13 protein-coding genes and 1 tRNA gene are annotated in these 14,368 nt (G+C 53.1%); 7 read left to right on the forward strand and 7 right to left on the reverse strand.

The window, feature by feature from the left end; genetic code table 11:
* Window positions 1-177: 177 nt before the first annotated feature.
* Entirely contained in the window at window positions 178-906 is a 729-nt protein-coding gene (locus tag FOE74_RS20375) for an RDD family protein (protein ID WP_149100493.1), read from the reverse strand.
* Between the two features lie 69 nt (window positions 907-975).
* On the opposite strand from FOE74_RS20375, the gene FOE74_RS20380 reads away from it, so the two are divergent.
* The 6 genes from FOE74_RS20380 to FOE74_RS20405 all read left to right on the forward strand — a co-directional run bounded on the left by FOE74_RS20380 (window position 976) and on the right by FOE74_RS20405 (window position 7,268).
* The gene (locus FOE74_RS20380) at window positions 976-1,938 is read left to right on the forward strand and encodes a stage II sporulation protein M (protein ID WP_149100494.1); all 963 of its coding nucleotides are present in this window, start codon (window positions 976-978) and stop codon (window positions 1,936-1,938) included.
* Window positions 1,919-2,809 (forward strand): hypothetical protein, encoded by an 891-nt coding sequence (locus FOE74_RS20385; protein ID WP_149100495.1) that lies wholly within the window; start codon window positions 1,919-1,921, stop codon window positions 2,807-2,809. Before FOE74_RS20380 ends, FOE74_RS20385 begins: the two co-directional genes overlap by 20 nt.
* Before the next feature lie 3 nt (window positions 2,810-2,812).
* Window positions 2,813-3,538, forward strand: coding sequence for a DUF4129 domain-containing protein (locus tag FOE74_RS20390; RefSeq protein ID WP_149100496.1), 726 nt, complete (start codon window positions 2,813-2,815; stop codon window positions 3,536-3,538).
* Window positions 3,535-4,719 (forward strand): DUF4350 domain-containing protein, encoded by a 1,185-nt coding sequence (locus tag FOE74_RS20395; RefSeq protein WP_149100497.1) that lies wholly within the window; start codon window positions 3,535-3,537, stop codon window positions 4,717-4,719. Before FOE74_RS20390 ends, FOE74_RS20395 begins: the two co-directional genes overlap by 4 nt.
* 8 nt (window positions 4,720-4,727) lie before the next feature.
* Complete coding sequence (locus FOE74_RS20400) at window positions 4,728-5,723, forward strand: AAA family ATPase (protein ID WP_149100498.1); 996 nt, start codon at window positions 4,728-4,730, stop codon at window positions 5,721-5,723.
* Between the two features lie 270 nt (window positions 5,724-5,993).
* Complete coding sequence (locus FOE74_RS20405) at window positions 5,994-7,268, forward strand: DUF58 domain-containing protein (RefSeq protein ID WP_225840913.1); 1,275 nt, start codon at window positions 5,994-5,996, stop codon at window positions 7,266-7,268.
* A gap of 163 nt (window positions 7,269-7,431) precedes the next feature.
* Here FOE74_RS20405 and FOE74_RS21645 read toward each other — a convergent pair whose 3' ends face one another.
* The 3 genes from FOE74_RS21645 to kaiC form a co-directional block, all read right to left on the reverse strand.
* A complete protein-coding gene (locus FOE74_RS21645; protein ID WP_149100500.1) occupies window positions 7,432-8,124 on the reverse strand; it encodes a helix-turn-helix domain-containing protein in 693 nt (230 codons plus the stop codon).
* Window positions 8,125-8,853: 729 nt separating this feature from the next.
* On the reverse strand, window positions 8,854-9,156 hold the full coding sequence (locus FOE74_RS20415; RefSeq protein ID WP_149100501.1) for a circadian clock KaiB family protein: 303 nt from the start codon (window positions 9,154-9,156) through the stop codon (window positions 8,854-8,856).
* Between the two features lie 67 nt (window positions 9,157-9,223).
* Window positions 9,224-10,675: a circadian clock protein KaiC gene (gene kaiC / locus FOE74_RS20420; RefSeq protein ID WP_149100502.1), complete on the reverse strand. Its 1,452-nt coding sequence runs from the start codon at window positions 10,673-10,675 to the stop codon at window positions 9,224-9,226.
* 596 nt (window positions 10,676-11,271) lie between these two features.
* Between kaiC and FOE74_RS20425 the strand changes: the two genes are divergently transcribed.
* Window positions 11,272-11,673, forward strand: a complete 402-nt coding sequence (locus FOE74_RS20425) for a GlcG/HbpS family heme-binding protein (RefSeq protein ID WP_149100503.1) — start codon at window positions 11,272-11,274, stop codon at window positions 11,671-11,673.
* A 541-nt stretch (window positions 11,674-12,214) separates the two neighbouring features.
* On the opposite strand, the gene FOE74_RS20430 is transcribed toward FOE74_RS20425, so the two are convergent.
* The 3 genes from FOE74_RS20430 to pheS all read right to left on the reverse strand — a co-directional run bounded on the left by FOE74_RS20430 (window position 12,215) and on the right by pheS (window position 14,143).
* Window positions 12,215-12,583 (reverse strand): hypothetical protein, encoded by a 369-nt coding sequence (locus FOE74_RS20430; RefSeq protein ID WP_149100504.1) that lies wholly within the window; start codon window positions 12,581-12,583, stop codon window positions 12,215-12,217.
* A 256-nt stretch (window positions 12,584-12,839) separates the two neighbouring features.
* Window positions 12,840-12,913: transfer RNA gene (locus tag FOE74_RS20435), tRNA-Asn, on the reverse strand.
* Between the two features lie 204 nt (window positions 12,914-13,117).
* Window positions 13,118-14,143: a phenylalanine--tRNA ligase subunit alpha gene (gene pheS, locus FOE74_RS20440; RefSeq protein ID WP_149100505.1), complete on the reverse strand. Its 1,026-nt coding sequence runs from the start codon at window positions 14,141-14,143 to the stop codon at window positions 13,118-13,120.
* Window positions 14,144-14,368 lie beyond the last annotated feature (225 nt).

Consider the following 14,368-nt stretch of genomic DNA (forward strand, 5'->3'; position numbering starts at 1 on the left):
GGCGTTTGAAGCCTGTTTTCCAAGAAACAAACTTCAGACGCCGCTGCTGTTCAACTAGGGCGCAAAATAAACCTTGAAAGGCTGGCTTCTTCCACCAGGTCAGAAGGGTTGAAAATGGCAATGCGCCGCCGCTTTTAGGCTTCTTTCCCCAAAACGGGTGAAAAACGGGAATGTGGCTTAGGCCTCCATGCCTGCCGTGAGGTGGTGGTAATCTTTGATGACGGTTTTCAGGAAATCACGGTCGGTCAGGTGGGTTTGTACGCCCATGACCTGTTTGGCGCGGTCTGCGATGCTAGAGAGGAGAGCCTCGTTCTGGTGCTCTATGGCCTTGGCCAGAAGCTTGCGCATGAGGGCCATGTCCTGGTCTGAGAGGGCGGCCACCTCAGGGAACACCAACTGGTAGTCTTCCTCTAGTTGCACCTGAAAGGGGTTGCGTCTTTTCACGGTCGTGGTTTTGATCACGCTGGTGCCGGCGGCCAGGTCGCCCAGGCGTTGTCCCTTGCCCGTGATCACGATGGAGGCAATGGCCACAATGCCGTAAAAGGTGATATCAATAATCCGGAAAACCCACCGCAGCAGATAGTCTCCCACGCTGGGCGATTGGCCATTGAGCTTGATCACTTTGATATCTTTGGCCCTTTTGCCCAAGGTCTGTCCGTTCATGAAGATCTCACAGAGTAGGTCGTAGAACAGGTAGGGCAGCATGGCTGCTACCACGGCTACCACGATGGTGGTGGTACTGGGTGAAGAAGGGGCCAGCAGCGTGACAAAGGCCAGAATGCAAATCAACATCCACCCGAAACATACCACGGCATCAATCAGATACGCCAGTATGCGGTCGCCTACGCTGGCAATGGGGTACTCCACCTCCACGTTCTGCGTGGTCCTGATCTTGAGGGTGTCCATTTAAAAGGGAATCTGCTTTAATTACTTCTCTAAGTTAGATATATTTGGAAGAACACAAAAGCACGAGGCATGCGCGAGGCCGCTTTCATCAAACAGAACGCCCAAAAATGGAAACGGTACGCTACAGAGCCCACGGCCAACCCAGATGAACTGGCCAACCGGTTCATTGAGCTCACCGACGACCTCTCGTTCGCCCGCACCTTCTACCCCCAGTCAGACAATACCGAGTACCTCAACACCCTCACGGGCAAGGTGCACCAGGCCATTTACCGCAATAAGAAAGAGAAAGGCAACCGCTTTGTGCTTTTCTGGAAACAGGAGCTGCCCTTGCTGTTTCTGCAGTACCACCGGCAGCTGTTCTTCTCCTTCCTGATTTTCCTGGCCGCCTGTTTCATAGGCGCTATCTCGGCCTCGCAGGATGACACGTTTGTGCGCCTCATTCTGGGCGACAATTACGTGAACCAGACCCTGGCCAACATCAGGAAAGGTGATCCCATGGCCGTCTACAAGCAGACCGGGGAGACCAGCATGTTCCTGATGATCACCATTAACAACATCAAAGTAGCCTTCACCGCCTTTGTCATGGGGGCGCTGCTGTCTGTGGGTACCTTCTGGATCCTGCTGCAAAACGGCATCATGCTGGGTGCATTCCAGTATTTTTTCTATAAACAGGGGATCTTGGCCACCTCGGTGCTTACCATCTGGATCCATGGCACCCTGGAGATCTCCGCTATTGTGATTGCCGGTTGCGCGGGCTTTGTGATGGGCAACAGCCTGCTCTTCCCCAAGACCTTCTCCCGGATGGAGTCTTTCCGGCGCGGGGCCAAAGACGGCCTCAAGATAGTGGTGGGGCTGGTGCCCATCTTCATTATGGCCGGCTTCCTGGAAGGTTTTGTGACCCGCCACACTGATATGCCGCTGTACGCCAGCCTGTCCATCATTCTGGGGTCTGCCGCGCTCATTGTGTTTTACTTTATCTATTACCCTTATTGGCTGCAGGCCAAAGCATCTGATGAAAGACCAGTTGATTGAGTTGCGCGAAGAGCGGGACCTGGGGCAGAAACTGAACGCCACCTTTGCGTTTCTGCGGCAGAACTACAGACCGCTCGCCCGCTGTATTCTGCTGTACGTGGTGCCCTTCGCGCTTCTGGCGGGTATCTTCTCGGGTATTTACCAGAGTACCCAGCTGGCAGAACTGTCAGGGAATGTGCGGTATGGTTCTCTGGGGGCTTATGCCTTTGCTTCTACCATAAACTCTGGCCATTATTGGGTAAGTATTTTCTTTACCCTGGTCAGCTTGGTGCTGCTGTGTATCACGGTGTATACCTACATGCTGGAGTACCTGGCCCAGGGCGGAAAGGTGGAAAATGTTGCTATCTGGGAACGTATCAAGGGGAACTTCATTCCCTTGCTGTATTCTGCGGTGGGCGCCGCAGTGATTTGCGGCGTGGCTGCCTTGCTGTTGGTGCTGCCGGGTATTTACGTGATGGTGCCCTTGAGTTTGTTCGCGGTGGTCATGCTGGCCGAGGAAGTCAATTTCCTGGATGCCCTGGAACGCTGCTTCCATCTGGTCAAGGGCCGGTGGTGGGCCAGCTTTGGGTTTCTGTTGATCACGTTCATGCTGCAGGGCATCATTGGGTTTGCCGCCTCCTTGCCCGCCCTGGTGGTATACGTATTCCGGATTCTGCACCTGCCCGGCGGCGAAAGCGACCTGCTCCTGATTCTGGCCAGTTCCTTCACCACTATTGTAGGCCTGGTCTTGTACGTGATTGCCATTACCGCCATCGGGTTCCTGTATTTTGACCTGGTGGAGCGCAAAGACGGGCTGGGCCTGCTGGAGAAGGTAAACCAGATAGGCGGCCCGGCCAGCGGATTTTCAGACATTCCCCAAAACCAGGCGTAAAACGTGCGGTCCACCATTCTCATCTTCCTGCTGCTGTTCTGGGGCAGTTTCCTGGCCTTCGCCACGGGGGCGGTGGTGCCGGTACCATCTTCGGCCGCACCACCTCGTTTAGAGGTGCGCCACCCAAACCCGCAGCGGCTGCAAGCCCTCCGGGAGAAACGGGAGTTCCAGTACCAACAGGATGTCAGGCCAGACAGATCGCTCTGGGAGCGTTTCTGGCGCCGGATTGGGAAATTCCTGTCTAACCTGCTGGCGGGTACTTCTTACCAAGGTTTCTGGAAATACGTAGTATACGCCATCGCCATCGGGACCACGGTATTTGTGGTGCTCAAGCTGTTGCAGGTGGATTTCACCGGCCTTCTAGGGCGCAAGGCCGCCCCTGCCGCGCTGGCCTATGAGACCTACCGCGAGAACATCCATGAGATAGACTTCCAGACCCTTCTGGAAGAGGCCGAGGCGCAGGGCGATTACCGGCGGGCCGTGCGGCTCCACTACCTGCGTACCCTCAAAGCCCTCACCGACCAGGGCCTCATTGACTGGAGGCCCGGGAAAACGAACCGGAGCTACGTCTCTGAGATTCCCCAGGGCCCTTACCGGAAGCCCTTTGAGCGTCTTACCCAGTCCTTTGAGTACGTGTGGTACGGTGGGGCAGGGGTTGACCAGCCCACCTTTGAGGCGGTGCGGCGGTTGTTCCATGATTTCAACGGTTCTTTACCAAAAGCAGCATGAAAGGATACCGCTTCTACGCCCTGCTGCTAGGGGTGCTCTTCACCGGTTTTGTGGTGGTGGAGTATTACCGGCCCAAACCTATTGACTGGAAAGAGACCTTTTCCAACAAAGACAAGATTCCGTACGGCACCTACGTACTCTTTGACCTGCTGCCCGACCTGTTCCCCGGCCAGCCGGTGACGCCCGTGCGGTTGCCGGTGATGAACCAGGTAGAAGAGGAGGCTTCCCAAAAACAACCCACCAATTACGTGTTTGTGAACGCCTCTTTCCGGGTAGACTCGCTGGACCTGCGGGCCCTACTGACGTTTGTGGGTAAAGGGAATAACGCGTTCATCAGTGCCCATTCCTTTTCCCGTCGGCTGCAGGATACCCTGGGCTTCACCACGGAAACCTCGCCCAAGGACAAAGGGGAGGCGCTGGGGCTCACCTTCACCCACCCGCAATTGCAGAAAAACAAACCCGTGCTCTATGCCTGGGCCAAGGTGAACCACACGCTGGTCATAAAGGCCGGCACCCAGGCGCGTGTGCTGGGGCAGAACACCACCGGTGACGCCAACTTCGTGCAGATCCCCTTCGGGAAGGGCAGTTTCTTTCTGCACTCAGCGCCTATGGCCTTCACCAATTACCACGTCCCTGCCCCTACGCAGACCGCCTACGCCTCCCAGGCGCTGTCTCATTTGCCGGTGCAGGCCGTCTGGTGGGATGAATACCAGAAGCAGGGACCGGTGGGGGACAAATCGGTGTTCCGGGTGTTGCTGAGCCATGAGCCGCTGGCCTGGGCGTATTACATCACGCTGGCTGGGTTGCTGTTGTTTGTGCTGTTTGAGAGCAAGCGCACCCAGCGTATTATTCCGGTCTGGGAGAAACCCCGCAACACCACCCTGGAGTTTGTGCGTGTCATGGGCAACCTGTATTTTAACTACCGTGACCACGGCGTCATTGCCGAAAAGAAGATCAACTACTTTCTGGAGTACCTGCGCCTGCACTACCATGAGACCACCAACGTGCTGGACGAAGAACTGCAGGAGCGGGTAGCGGCCAAGTCTGGGGTTGCGCTATCGGCCGTGGCCGAGCTGTTCCGCCTCATCCACTACGCCCGTGCGGTTGACCGCCTGAAAGAACAGCCCTTGTGGCAACTGAACAAACATTTGGAAAGCTTTTACCGGCAAGCCAGCCGCTAACCTACTATATGGAACCACAAGAAGACACCGCGTTAGACTTGAAGCCCACGGCCAATTTCTCGGCCTTGCAAGAAGCTGTAGAGCAGATCAAGAACGAGCTCCGCAAACGGATCATTGGGCAGGAAGCCTTGATAGAACTGTTGCTGGTGGCCCTGCTGGCCGAAGGGCACGTGCTCATTGAAGGGGTGCCGGGTATTGCCAAGACCTTGACCGCCAAACTGCTGGCCCGCACCCTGGCCGTAGATTTTAGCCGCATCCAGTTCACCCCAGACCTCATGCCCTCTGACGTGCTGGGCACTTCTGTGTTCCACCCGGGTACGGCCACGTTTCAGTTCAAGCAGGGGCCCATCTTCTCCAACATCGTTCTGATTGACGAGATCAACCGCGCCCCGGCTAAAACGCAGGCCTCGTTGTTTGAGGTGATGGAAGAGCAGCAGATCACCCATGACGGTACCCAGTACAACCTGGATGCCCCGTTCATGGTGCTGGCTACCCAAAACCCCATTGAGCAGGAGGGAACCTACCGGCTGCCCGAGGCCCAACTGGACCGGTTCATGTTCAAGGTTCTGGTGCAGTACCCGTCATTAGAGGAAGAAGTGGCCATTCTGGGCGTACACCACCACCGGCCGTCGGCGCAGCAGGGCCTGGAGCAGGTGCAGCCCGTACTTTCTGCCGCTCAAATCTCCGCCTTGCGGGAGCAGGTGCAAGGGGTACATGTGGCGGCCAACGTGCTGGAGTATATTGCCCAACTGGTGGTGCAGACCCGGGCGAACAAGTCGCTGTACCTGGGGGCTTCCCCGCGGGCTTCACTGGCTTTGCTGAGCAGCGCCAAAGCCCTGGCCGCCCTGCGTAACCGCTCGTTCGTGACCCCCGAAGACGTGCAGGAACTGGCCCCGGCGGTACTGCGGCACCGGATCTTGCTTACCCCGGAACGGGAGATGGAAGGCGCTACCCCAGATGATGTAATCAAACAGATTATCCAGAAGATTGAGGTGCCCCGGTAACGATGATCCGCTTCGCTGCATATTTTGCTCTTTTCCCCTTGAATCGGCAGACATGCCTTACATCAATAGATACGCATTCCGTGCCCCTTCAAAGGGGTAGGACAAGGCGTCTCAAAGAGCAATAAACCTCTACTGCCAAGCTGAAACATCCAGCCTGTTTTTAACCCGTTTTCCCTGAATCAACCCTAAAACGCCGTTCACCTGAAAGCCCTGATAGCCTTCTTCCACCGCCTCTATTTCACCAGGTACTTTTTCTACGCCGTCTCTGCGGTGGTGGGCTTGTTTGTGCTGTCCTTCTTTTTCCCGGCGTTCCTGTTTCTGGTGAAGGTGCTGTTGGGGGTGCTGGTGCTGTGCGTGCTGTTGGACTTGGTGGCCTTGTTCCAGCCCCGGCAGGGGATCATGGCCTCCCGCAGTATGCAGGAGAAACTCTCCAACGGTAGCGAGAACCCGGTGTACCTGTACGTAGAGAACCATTATGCCTTCCCGGTACGGCTGGAGGTGCTGGAGGAATTGCCGTTCCAGTTCCAGAAGCGCGATGCCAGCTTTGCCGTGCAGGTGCCCCGCGGCGAGACGCACGTGATCGAGTACCAGTTGCGGCCGGTTCGGCGCGGGGTGTATTCCTTTGGGGCCACCAACGTGTTGGTGAACGGCCCTTTGCAACTGGCGCGCCGCCGGTACCGGTTTGGGCAGGGGCAGGAGGTGGCGGTGTACCCGTCGTTTATTCAGATGCGGCAGTATGAATTGTTGGCCGCCTCGCAGCACCTTTCAGCCATGGGCATCAAAAAAATGCGCAAGGTGGGGCACAGCGCCGAGTTTGAGCAGATCAGGTCCTACGTGCCCGGCGATGACCCGCGCACCGTCAACTGGAAAGCCTCGGCGCGCAAAGCCGAACTGATGGTGAACCATTACCAGGACGAGAAAGCACAGCAGGTATATTGCCTCATAGACAAGGGGAGGGTCATGGAAATGCCTTTTGCCGGCCTGAGCCTGCTGGACTACGCCATCAACGCCACCCTGGTGTTATCTAATGTGGCGCTGCGCAAGGAAGACAAAGCGGGCCTGATCACCTTCTCTGACCAAATCAGTTCTGTGTTGCCCGCCGAGCGCCGAACTTCCCAGTTGCAGAAGATTCTGGAGGTGCTCTACCACCAGACCACCAAGTTCCAGGAAACGGATTTCCAGCGGCTGTACGTGACCGTGCGGAGCAAGATAAAGCAGCGCAGCCTGCTGCTGCTGTTCACCAACTTTGAGACGCTCAACGGGGCCCAGCGCCAATTGCCGTATCTGCGCAAACTGGCCCGGCACCACCTGGTGCTGGTGGTTTTCTTCGAGAACACAGAAACCAATGACTTGCTCGCCAAACCGGCCCAGGACCTGGAGGAGATTTATCTTAAAGCCATGGCGGAGAAATTCGCCTATGAGAAGCGCCAGATTGTGAAGGAATTCACTGCGCACGGCATCCATTCCATCTTAACCCCACCCGACCAGCTCACCGTGAACGCCATCAACAAATACCTGGAGTTCAAAGCGCGGGGGCTGCTGTAAAACCAATGGTTCAGGAAAAAGCCCTGGCTTCCAAACCCTCCCTTGGCTTATCTACAGTAATCTTCAGGGAACGGGGCTTTGGTTCCAAGCACCTGCTTGCTTGTCAGCCGATTCCACGGCGTTTTCTTAAAAAGGAGGGGAAATCAGCGAAAGGTCAGCTGGTTTAAATCAAGTCAAAGGCCCGCGCGTACTGTGACAGCTCAAATGACGAATGGGCTCCCAGTTTGGTTTTGATGTTGCGGCGGTGCGTGTTCACGGTTTTCTCTGAGATGAACAGTTCCTCGGCTATTTCCACGGAGCTTTTCCCTAAGGAGACGTGTTTCAGGATCTCGCGCTCCCGGAGGCCCAGTTGGGCGAATTTCTGGTAATGCAGCCGCAGGAACGAGTTTTCCTCCAGCAGCCGGTTAACCTTGGCGGTGATGTGGTGCATGGGGTCCAGGCAGATGGCCAGGGAGATGGTGAGCAACGGGAGGCCTTCCTCGTCGCGCATGAAGATCTTGATGGTGCTCAGGTGCAGCATCCAATCTTCCTGCTCCTGGAACCGCACCTGTTGGAAAAAGGAGATGATCTCGTCTTCGTCGTTCCTGGTAAGCAGGCCATGGAGCAGCTTAGGAACATAGTCTGCGGACTCTATGGGATTGAAAAAGCGGGAATGGAACTCCCGGCCCATCTCCTGCAACTGGTCTAGCGTGACCCCGATTTGCTGCAATCCCCTGGCCGACATATACTCCACAGAAAGGTTGTTCCTGATGTTGTGGACCACCACCACTCCTGGCAAGTGATCGGCTATTGCCGCTATGGTTGCTATCCTCTCTTTGATTCCCTGCTGAAGACACAATGATTGAGGATCTTTCATGCTGCTCTTCCTTTTATTAAGTTCCTGAGGTACAAAGAAGGGATTTAATATAATTTAATCAAAGTAAATTTATAATTTATATGCGAGATAAACCTTGAAAATACCTGTTTAAGAGGCTTTTTCTGAAAAATGCATGTTTTATGGCCTATCCTTTATGGTGTCTGTGCAGGTAAGGGTAAAATGACCAGTGAAGCTGAATCTTTACTTATATTTTTAAAAGAGGAACTGCTTAATAAAGCAGTCATCAGATATAATAAAATTTATATATTAAATAATAAACAGTACTGAGTCAAAGGTTTAACCAATATAGTCTTTAGGAGGAAGGTTTGTCCTGTCTGGATAGAGGAGGTAGAATACCGGTCACGAAGAGCTCCCAGGCAGATGGGAGGCCACCTGAATTATCGGTTCCAAACTTAGCGTGACGAAAGTGCCGTATGCTAGGGCCTTAGTCAAACCAATGCTGCCCTTTCAGAACAAGTTCAAAGGTGATGGAAGGGTTGAAAAGGAAACGGCGTAAAAAAAAGCCACTCCCAGTTTTTACTTGTAGTGGCTCTTTTTTATGCTCCTTTTGGTCCTGGCCAATGAATCCTTAAGAAACCGAAAGCAGGAAAGGCCTAAATTCCATTATAAAGGCAGGAAAACGCTGTTTCTGGGCTGTTTAAAAAGGGTGGTTTTTTTTGCAAAAGCCGGGTCTGCCTACCTGGCACAATAGTCTAGAACTATGGTGCACTACTCTTCTTTCTGTTTAAGCAAATGGTCTACATTGGCAATGCCTAAGCCTGCCAATACGCGGGTTTGAACGGTTAAAGCGCCAATTAAGCGCACCTCTGGTTGTGGCCATTTCCTGATCAGGGTAGGAATGGCCAGAATGCCCGCCTCTTCGGCTTTGTCTGGGTGTTCCTGAATGTCAATTATCTCAAGCTGGAAATCACCGGGGAAGTATTTTTTAAGGATAGCATTTAAATTTTCTTCAGCGCCTACAGAGGTAGTGCTGTTTCTATTTATATACAGTTGTATCCAATAATTAGTCATTATTTCTTCATCTAGGGCCTTCGCAGTTTCTCTCAGACCAATGTTGTCTCTCAATAAGAGAGCCTGGCTAGGCTACTATTGGGGTATGTGAGAGCAGGCCGCTTATGCCGGTAATGGGTTGGCCAATCTGCATTCCTTCCGCGTCAATTAAAATCCGCCGTATAGAGGCGTCATGTCTGGAGCCACGCATCTTGAGCACCGTGATACTCCGTTGCATTTCACCGGTCAGTTCCACGTATCTCAATAGAATGATGGTATCTGTGATGGTGGCAATGTCTCCTTCCGTGATAGAAGCGCCGCCGGTGAGCATGTGGGTGGTGGCGGTGAACAGGGTGGTGATTCCTTCGTGCTTCAGAAAATTAGTGAGCGCCACCACAAACTCCTGAAACCCCTTCTCTGACGGATTCCGGGTCAAGGCCGAAATGCTGTCAAGGGCAATGCGGTCAGGTTTGAACTCTTTGATAAGCTCCTGGATGGAGATCAGGTGATCTTCCAGGGAGGAAACCTCCGGATACGTAGAGACCACCTTCAGGAAACCATCTGCCTCCAGCTGCTCCAGGTCCTGGCCCCATCCTTGGGCGTTTCTGAAAATCTGCTCCTTGCTTTCTTCAAAAGCCAGGAGCAGGCTGCGCTCTTTTTTCTCTTTGGCGCCGTTTATGAAATTAGCGGCCAATAACGTTTTGCCTGCACCGGTGGCCCCAGAGACCAGGATAATAGAACCTTTGAAGAAACCGCCGCCACACATTTGGTCCAGTTCCGGTACCCCAGATGATACGCGCAGGTTGGAGGCGTGCTGGGTTAGCTTCATGGCTGAGATAGGAACGATCACAATGGCATGGTGGGGAACAATGGTAAAAGGGTTTTCGCCTTTCACGTGGTTGCTGCCCCTGAATTTGAGGATCTCAATGGTGCGCCTGCGCCGCTCATTGGTGAGTACATTGCGCAGAATCATGACATTGTCGGCCAGGAACTCTTCCACCCCGTACCGGGAAATGGAACCATATTCCTCTGTGCGCTCCGTGGTGATGAGGGCGGTGGCTTTCAGGCGTCTGAGCGTCATGGTCACCTTAGACATTTCCTGCCTGATGATGTTATGCTCAGGAAAGTGGGTGAAGATGCTGCCAATAGAGTCAATGACTACCCGCTGGGCATTGTTTTTAGTGATCGCCCTTTCCAGCCGTATCCTGAAAGCGCTTAAATCAAATTCACCAATGGTAATGACATCTTCTTCCTTGGGAGAGGCGTCTATAAACGTCCATTTCCCTTCAGACTCCCATTGGTCTATGTCCCAGCCAAACCCTTTCAGGTCATTCCTGATGTCTTCTACCTGCTCCTCAAAAGTCACAAATACCCCTTTCTGGTTGAACTTTAGAATGCCCATGGCCAGAAACTGAGCGCCGAACAACGTTTTGGCGCTCCCAGAACTGCCAGCTAAGAGGGTGGTGCGGCCCACAGGCAAACCACCCTCTGAAATAAGGTCAAAGGCGTCAATACCTGTCTGAAGTTTGGGAATGCTCATAAATGGATGGCTAAAAGTGAAGGCTGGGGGTGAGGTGGCAAGGGGTAAACGGACTGGTTTGCCCGTGTCTGGAGGTAAAAGTAGGAAAGGAACGCCAATAAAAGAAAAGCAGCAGAATTTAGGGAAGCTTCGCAGAGAGGAGAACTGAGGAAAGAGGCTGCGCTTCCAGTCCGGGATTTTTGAAGAAGGGAGGGTTTTCTTTGCCTTGATAGAAAGGGGATGCTTTAAGTAAGTTATGCTAGGTTAGGCTAATAAAGGCCTCCAGAGATAAGTTCAGCCGCAAGGGGCAGCGTGTTTTTTAAAGGAGGGAGAGCTTAGGTGTGGGCAAGGGTAGTTTCTGTAGTAAGAATAAGGATGGAGGACCTGCTTTTAAGTTGGATTTTTAGAAAAAGGGCCTCTTAGGATTTCCCCTTGTTCTGATAACGAAACTCCTGAAAAGAGGAAGGAGATGTTTTCCCCAGTTTTTGTGTAACCCTCTTAGCAGAAAAGCCGGGTGTTTACCTAAAACCCTGTCTTCACCAACCTTTCCCATTGCCGGGAGTACATATCAGATCATGCATCTGAATTATCTGTCTAACTAAATAAACAGCATTCTTATGGGTATAACACTGGAACAGGCCGATAAGGCCATACGGGCAGCTCTGGAGAAGGCCCAGGAGTTGAACCTGAAGATGAACATCGCCGTGGTGGATGCCGGGGCGAACCTGACGGCTTTCGCCCGTATGGACGGTGCCTGGCTGGGCTCCATAGACATCGCCATCCGCAAGGCGAGAACGGCTCGGTATTTTGACATGCCCACCGGCGACCTGGGGCAAGCCTCGCAGCCGGGCGGTCCGCTCTACCACATAGAGCACTCCAACGGCGGACTCATTACCTTTCCCGGAGGGCTCCCGATCATGGGGGAAAACGGAGAGGTCATTGGAGCTATTGGGGTGTCTGGAAGCACGGTGGAGAATGACCATACGGTGGCCGAGGCCGGTAGGAAGGCCATTTCCTAACAATAGTGTGATCTGAGGTTATCTTCCTCTGGCAAGGCCCTTCAACTTGAGGGGCCTTTTTGTTTTTAACTGAATTGTAATAAAAGGCTATGGTAAATAGGCTGAACCAACGATTACAACTTATCACCTAGGACAGGGATGGTTCTGATGCGGCACCAGCTAAAGAGATAGTTTGGGGCTTTATGGTCCATTTCCCCCTCCAATAAGAATCTCCGTTTTGAGGTTTGGTTGCGTTGGACCTTTATACTTAGGTTTGGGTCAGGTTTGAACATGTTGTGTCCGTTACCTGGAAGCCAAGGGTAGGGAAGAGGCCGGCCGTGGCTCGTTGTTGAATAGGCTACCCAGCGTAATTCAACCCCATAAAATGCTACAGCGCAAAATGATTAAGGGGCAACCACCGCAGTAGTTGCCCCTTAAAGTTTTCTTCAATCTTTGCTGCCTATGTCACCGGAGAATGACAATTACCCTTTACTGCTTTAGAGCTGCTTGTTTACCCTGCCTGAAGCAAGAAATTATTAGGAAAGCCCTGGGAAGGGAGTTGTCAGATGCGGTCTGAGGTGTTGGCTTTTCCTGCCGGTTCAAAGTGCGTCGCTTGTTTGATGGTTTTCCCTTTCCCTTCGGCGTCCTCATAAGAGCGTTCCTCCACCTCTACTGAAAGGGTTTTTCCCTTCAACTCCTTCGTGTCTACCTCAGTTTTTTCTATCCCCAGGGCTTTCAGAAAGGAAGCCAGAATCGGCTGTCCCGGCTCGCTTAGGTAGAAGCGCTGATTCACGAAACCCTCCTCATTCTCCAGGCGGCAGTTGATAAAGGGGATATCCTTGTTCTCGCTCTTTCCTTCTTCCACCTCCGTTACCGTTACTACGTGACGGCCTTCCGCCAAAAAGGGCTTTTCTTCTATCTTCAGTTTCATATTCTTTTCCTTTTGTTTGCTAATAAAATACGCATATTAAGCCCATTGGTTACTGAATAATATTGAAAAAGCTTGTGGTTTGCTAATTCTTTTAGCTTTGTGAGGCTTGGCTTGGGTTCTCTTATGTTAGAGGAGTCATTATAGTGGAGTTGAGTCCTGCTCTATCCAGTACCTTGCTTTCCCGGTGGAGGGCTTCTGTAGGCAAATAAAAAAAGCCACTCACAAGTTTTATCTCGTAAGTGGCTTATTTCCAGCGCTCCCCCTCTTGGGCTCGAACCAAGGACCCCATGATTAACAGTCATGTGCTCTAACCGACTGAGCTAAGGAGGAGTTTATCATCCTAGGCGGGTAGCCTTAAATGATGATGCAAAAGTAGGGGCCGCAGGCGTAGTACGCAAGTGTTGAGTCAGAAAAATTTTATCTTTTTTGATAAGTCTCTGAAAATGAAACCAGAAAATTTCTGTTTACCGGCCACTTTTTGAAAAACAGTCGGTAAACCCTGGCTACTGCTCCTCTCCCCGTATCTGAAACGCCTTAGATCGCCTCAAACTGCCGCAAAAACCGGGCATCGTTCTCGGTGAATAGGCGCAGGTCTTTGATCTGGTATTTGAGCATGGTGATCCGCTCTATGCCCATGCCGAAGGCGAAGCCGGAAAACTCTTTGGAATCAATGCCGCAGTTCTCCAGCACATTGGGGTCTACCATACCCGAGCCGCCAATCTCTACCCAGCCCGTTTGCTTGCAGATGTTGCAGCCCTGGCCTTTGCAGATGTGGCAGGTAATGTCAATCTCGGCGCTGGGCTCGGTGAACGGGAAGAAAGAAGGCCGGAAACGGATCTTGGTGTCTGGTCCGAACAGCTCCTGCACAAAGTAATACAAGGTGTCTTTCAGGTCTTTGAAACTCACGCCGCGGTCTATGTACAGTCCCTCAAACTGGTGGAACATGCAGTGCGCCCGCGCCGAGATGGCCTCGTTGCGGAACACGCGGCCCGGCGACAAGGTACGGATGGGCGGCTTCTGGTGCTCCATCACGCGCACCTGCACGGTTGAGGTATGCGTGCGCAGCAGCATGTCAGGGTTTTTGCTCAGGAAGAACGTGTCCTGCATGTCGCGGGCGGGGTGGTTCTCGGGGAAGTTCAGGGCCGTGAAGTTGTGCCAGTCGTCTTCCATCTCGGGGCCTTCAGACACGTTGAACCCGATGCGCTCAAAAATACGGATGATCTCTTCGCGCACGCGCGACAGCGGGTGGCGGGCGCCCAACGCATGGGGAACCGGCGGCAGGGTGAAGTCAAGGCCGGCCAGGGCGTCTGGCGTGGCGTTCTGCTCCAGGGCTTCCTGGGCGGTGTCCAGTTTCTGCTGGGCCAGCTGCTTGAGCTGGTTCAGTTCCTGGCCTACCTGTTTGCGCTGCTCCGGCGCCACCGTCTTCATCTCGTCAAACAGGGCGGCAATCTGGCCTTTGCGGCTCACGTAGGTGTTCCGAAAAGCTTCCAGGTGCTCTTTGTTCTCTATAGCATAAGCCTCTACCTCTTGGGTCAGGCGTTTGATGTTCTCCAATAGCATGGCGCAAAGATAAAGAAGTAATAGAGATTGTGTACCGTTTTGTAGGCAAGACCTTCCGGCTGGGTTTTCGCCCGCGGGCGGAAGGCGCCAAGCACCATCCTTTTAGGCTAATTTTCTGAAAATCAGCCGTAAAATGCTTTCTTTGAGTCAGAGAATACGCTCAAAATTTGAAGTAAGATGGTAGGTAAACGGAATCAATTTCTTCATTCACCTACGGCAACCGGC

This window comes from Rufibacter glacialis (assembly GCF_008271745.1).
Classification (GTDB): domain Bacteria; phylum Bacteroidota; class Bacteroidia; order Cytophagales; family Hymenobacteraceae; genus Nibribacter; species Nibribacter glacialis.

Excerpts from the sequence above, each read along its gene's own strand:
- pheS (WP_149100505.1), bottom strand. The coding sequence starts at position 14,143 with ATGCTATTGGAGAACATCAAACGCCTGACCCAAGAGGTAGAGGCTTAT.
- FOE74_RS20380 (WP_149100494.1), top strand. The coding sequence starts at position 976 with ATGCGCGAGGCCGCTTTCATCAAACAGAACGCCCAAAAATGGAAACGG.
- FOE74_RS20430 (WP_149100504.1), bottom strand. The coding sequence starts at position 12,583 with ATGAAACTGAAGATAGAAGAAAAGCCCTTTTTGGCGGAAGGCCGTCAC.
- FOE74_RS20375 (WP_149100493.1), bottom strand. The coding sequence starts at position 906 with ATGGACACCCTCAAGATCAGGACCACGCAGAACGTGGAGGTGGAGTAC.
- FOE74_RS20400 (WP_149100498.1), top strand. The coding sequence starts at position 4,728 with ATGGAACCACAAGAAGACACCGCGTTAGACTTGAAGCCCACGGCCAAT.
- FOE74_RS20415 (WP_149100501.1), bottom strand. The coding sequence starts at position 9,156 with ATGACTAATTATTGGATACAACTGTATATAAATAGAAACAGCACTACC.
- FOE74_RS20395 (WP_149100497.1), top strand. The coding sequence starts at position 3,535 with ATGAAAGGATACCGCTTCTACGCCCTGCTGCTAGGGGTGCTCTTCACC.
- kaiC (WP_149100502.1), bottom strand. The coding sequence starts at position 10,675 with ATGAGCATTCCCAAACTTCAGACAGGTATTGACGCCTTTGACCTTATT.
- FOE74_RS21645 (WP_149100500.1), bottom strand. The coding sequence starts at position 8,124 with ATGAAAGATCCTCAATCATTGTGTCTTCAGCAGGGAATCAAAGAGAGG.
- FOE74_RS20385 (WP_149100495.1), top strand. The coding sequence starts at position 1,919 with ATGAAAGACCAGTTGATTGAGTTGCGCGAAGAGCGGGACCTGGGGCAG.
- FOE74_RS20425 (WP_149100503.1), top strand. The coding sequence starts at position 11,272 with ATGGGTATAACACTGGAACAGGCCGATAAGGCCATACGGGCAGCTCTG.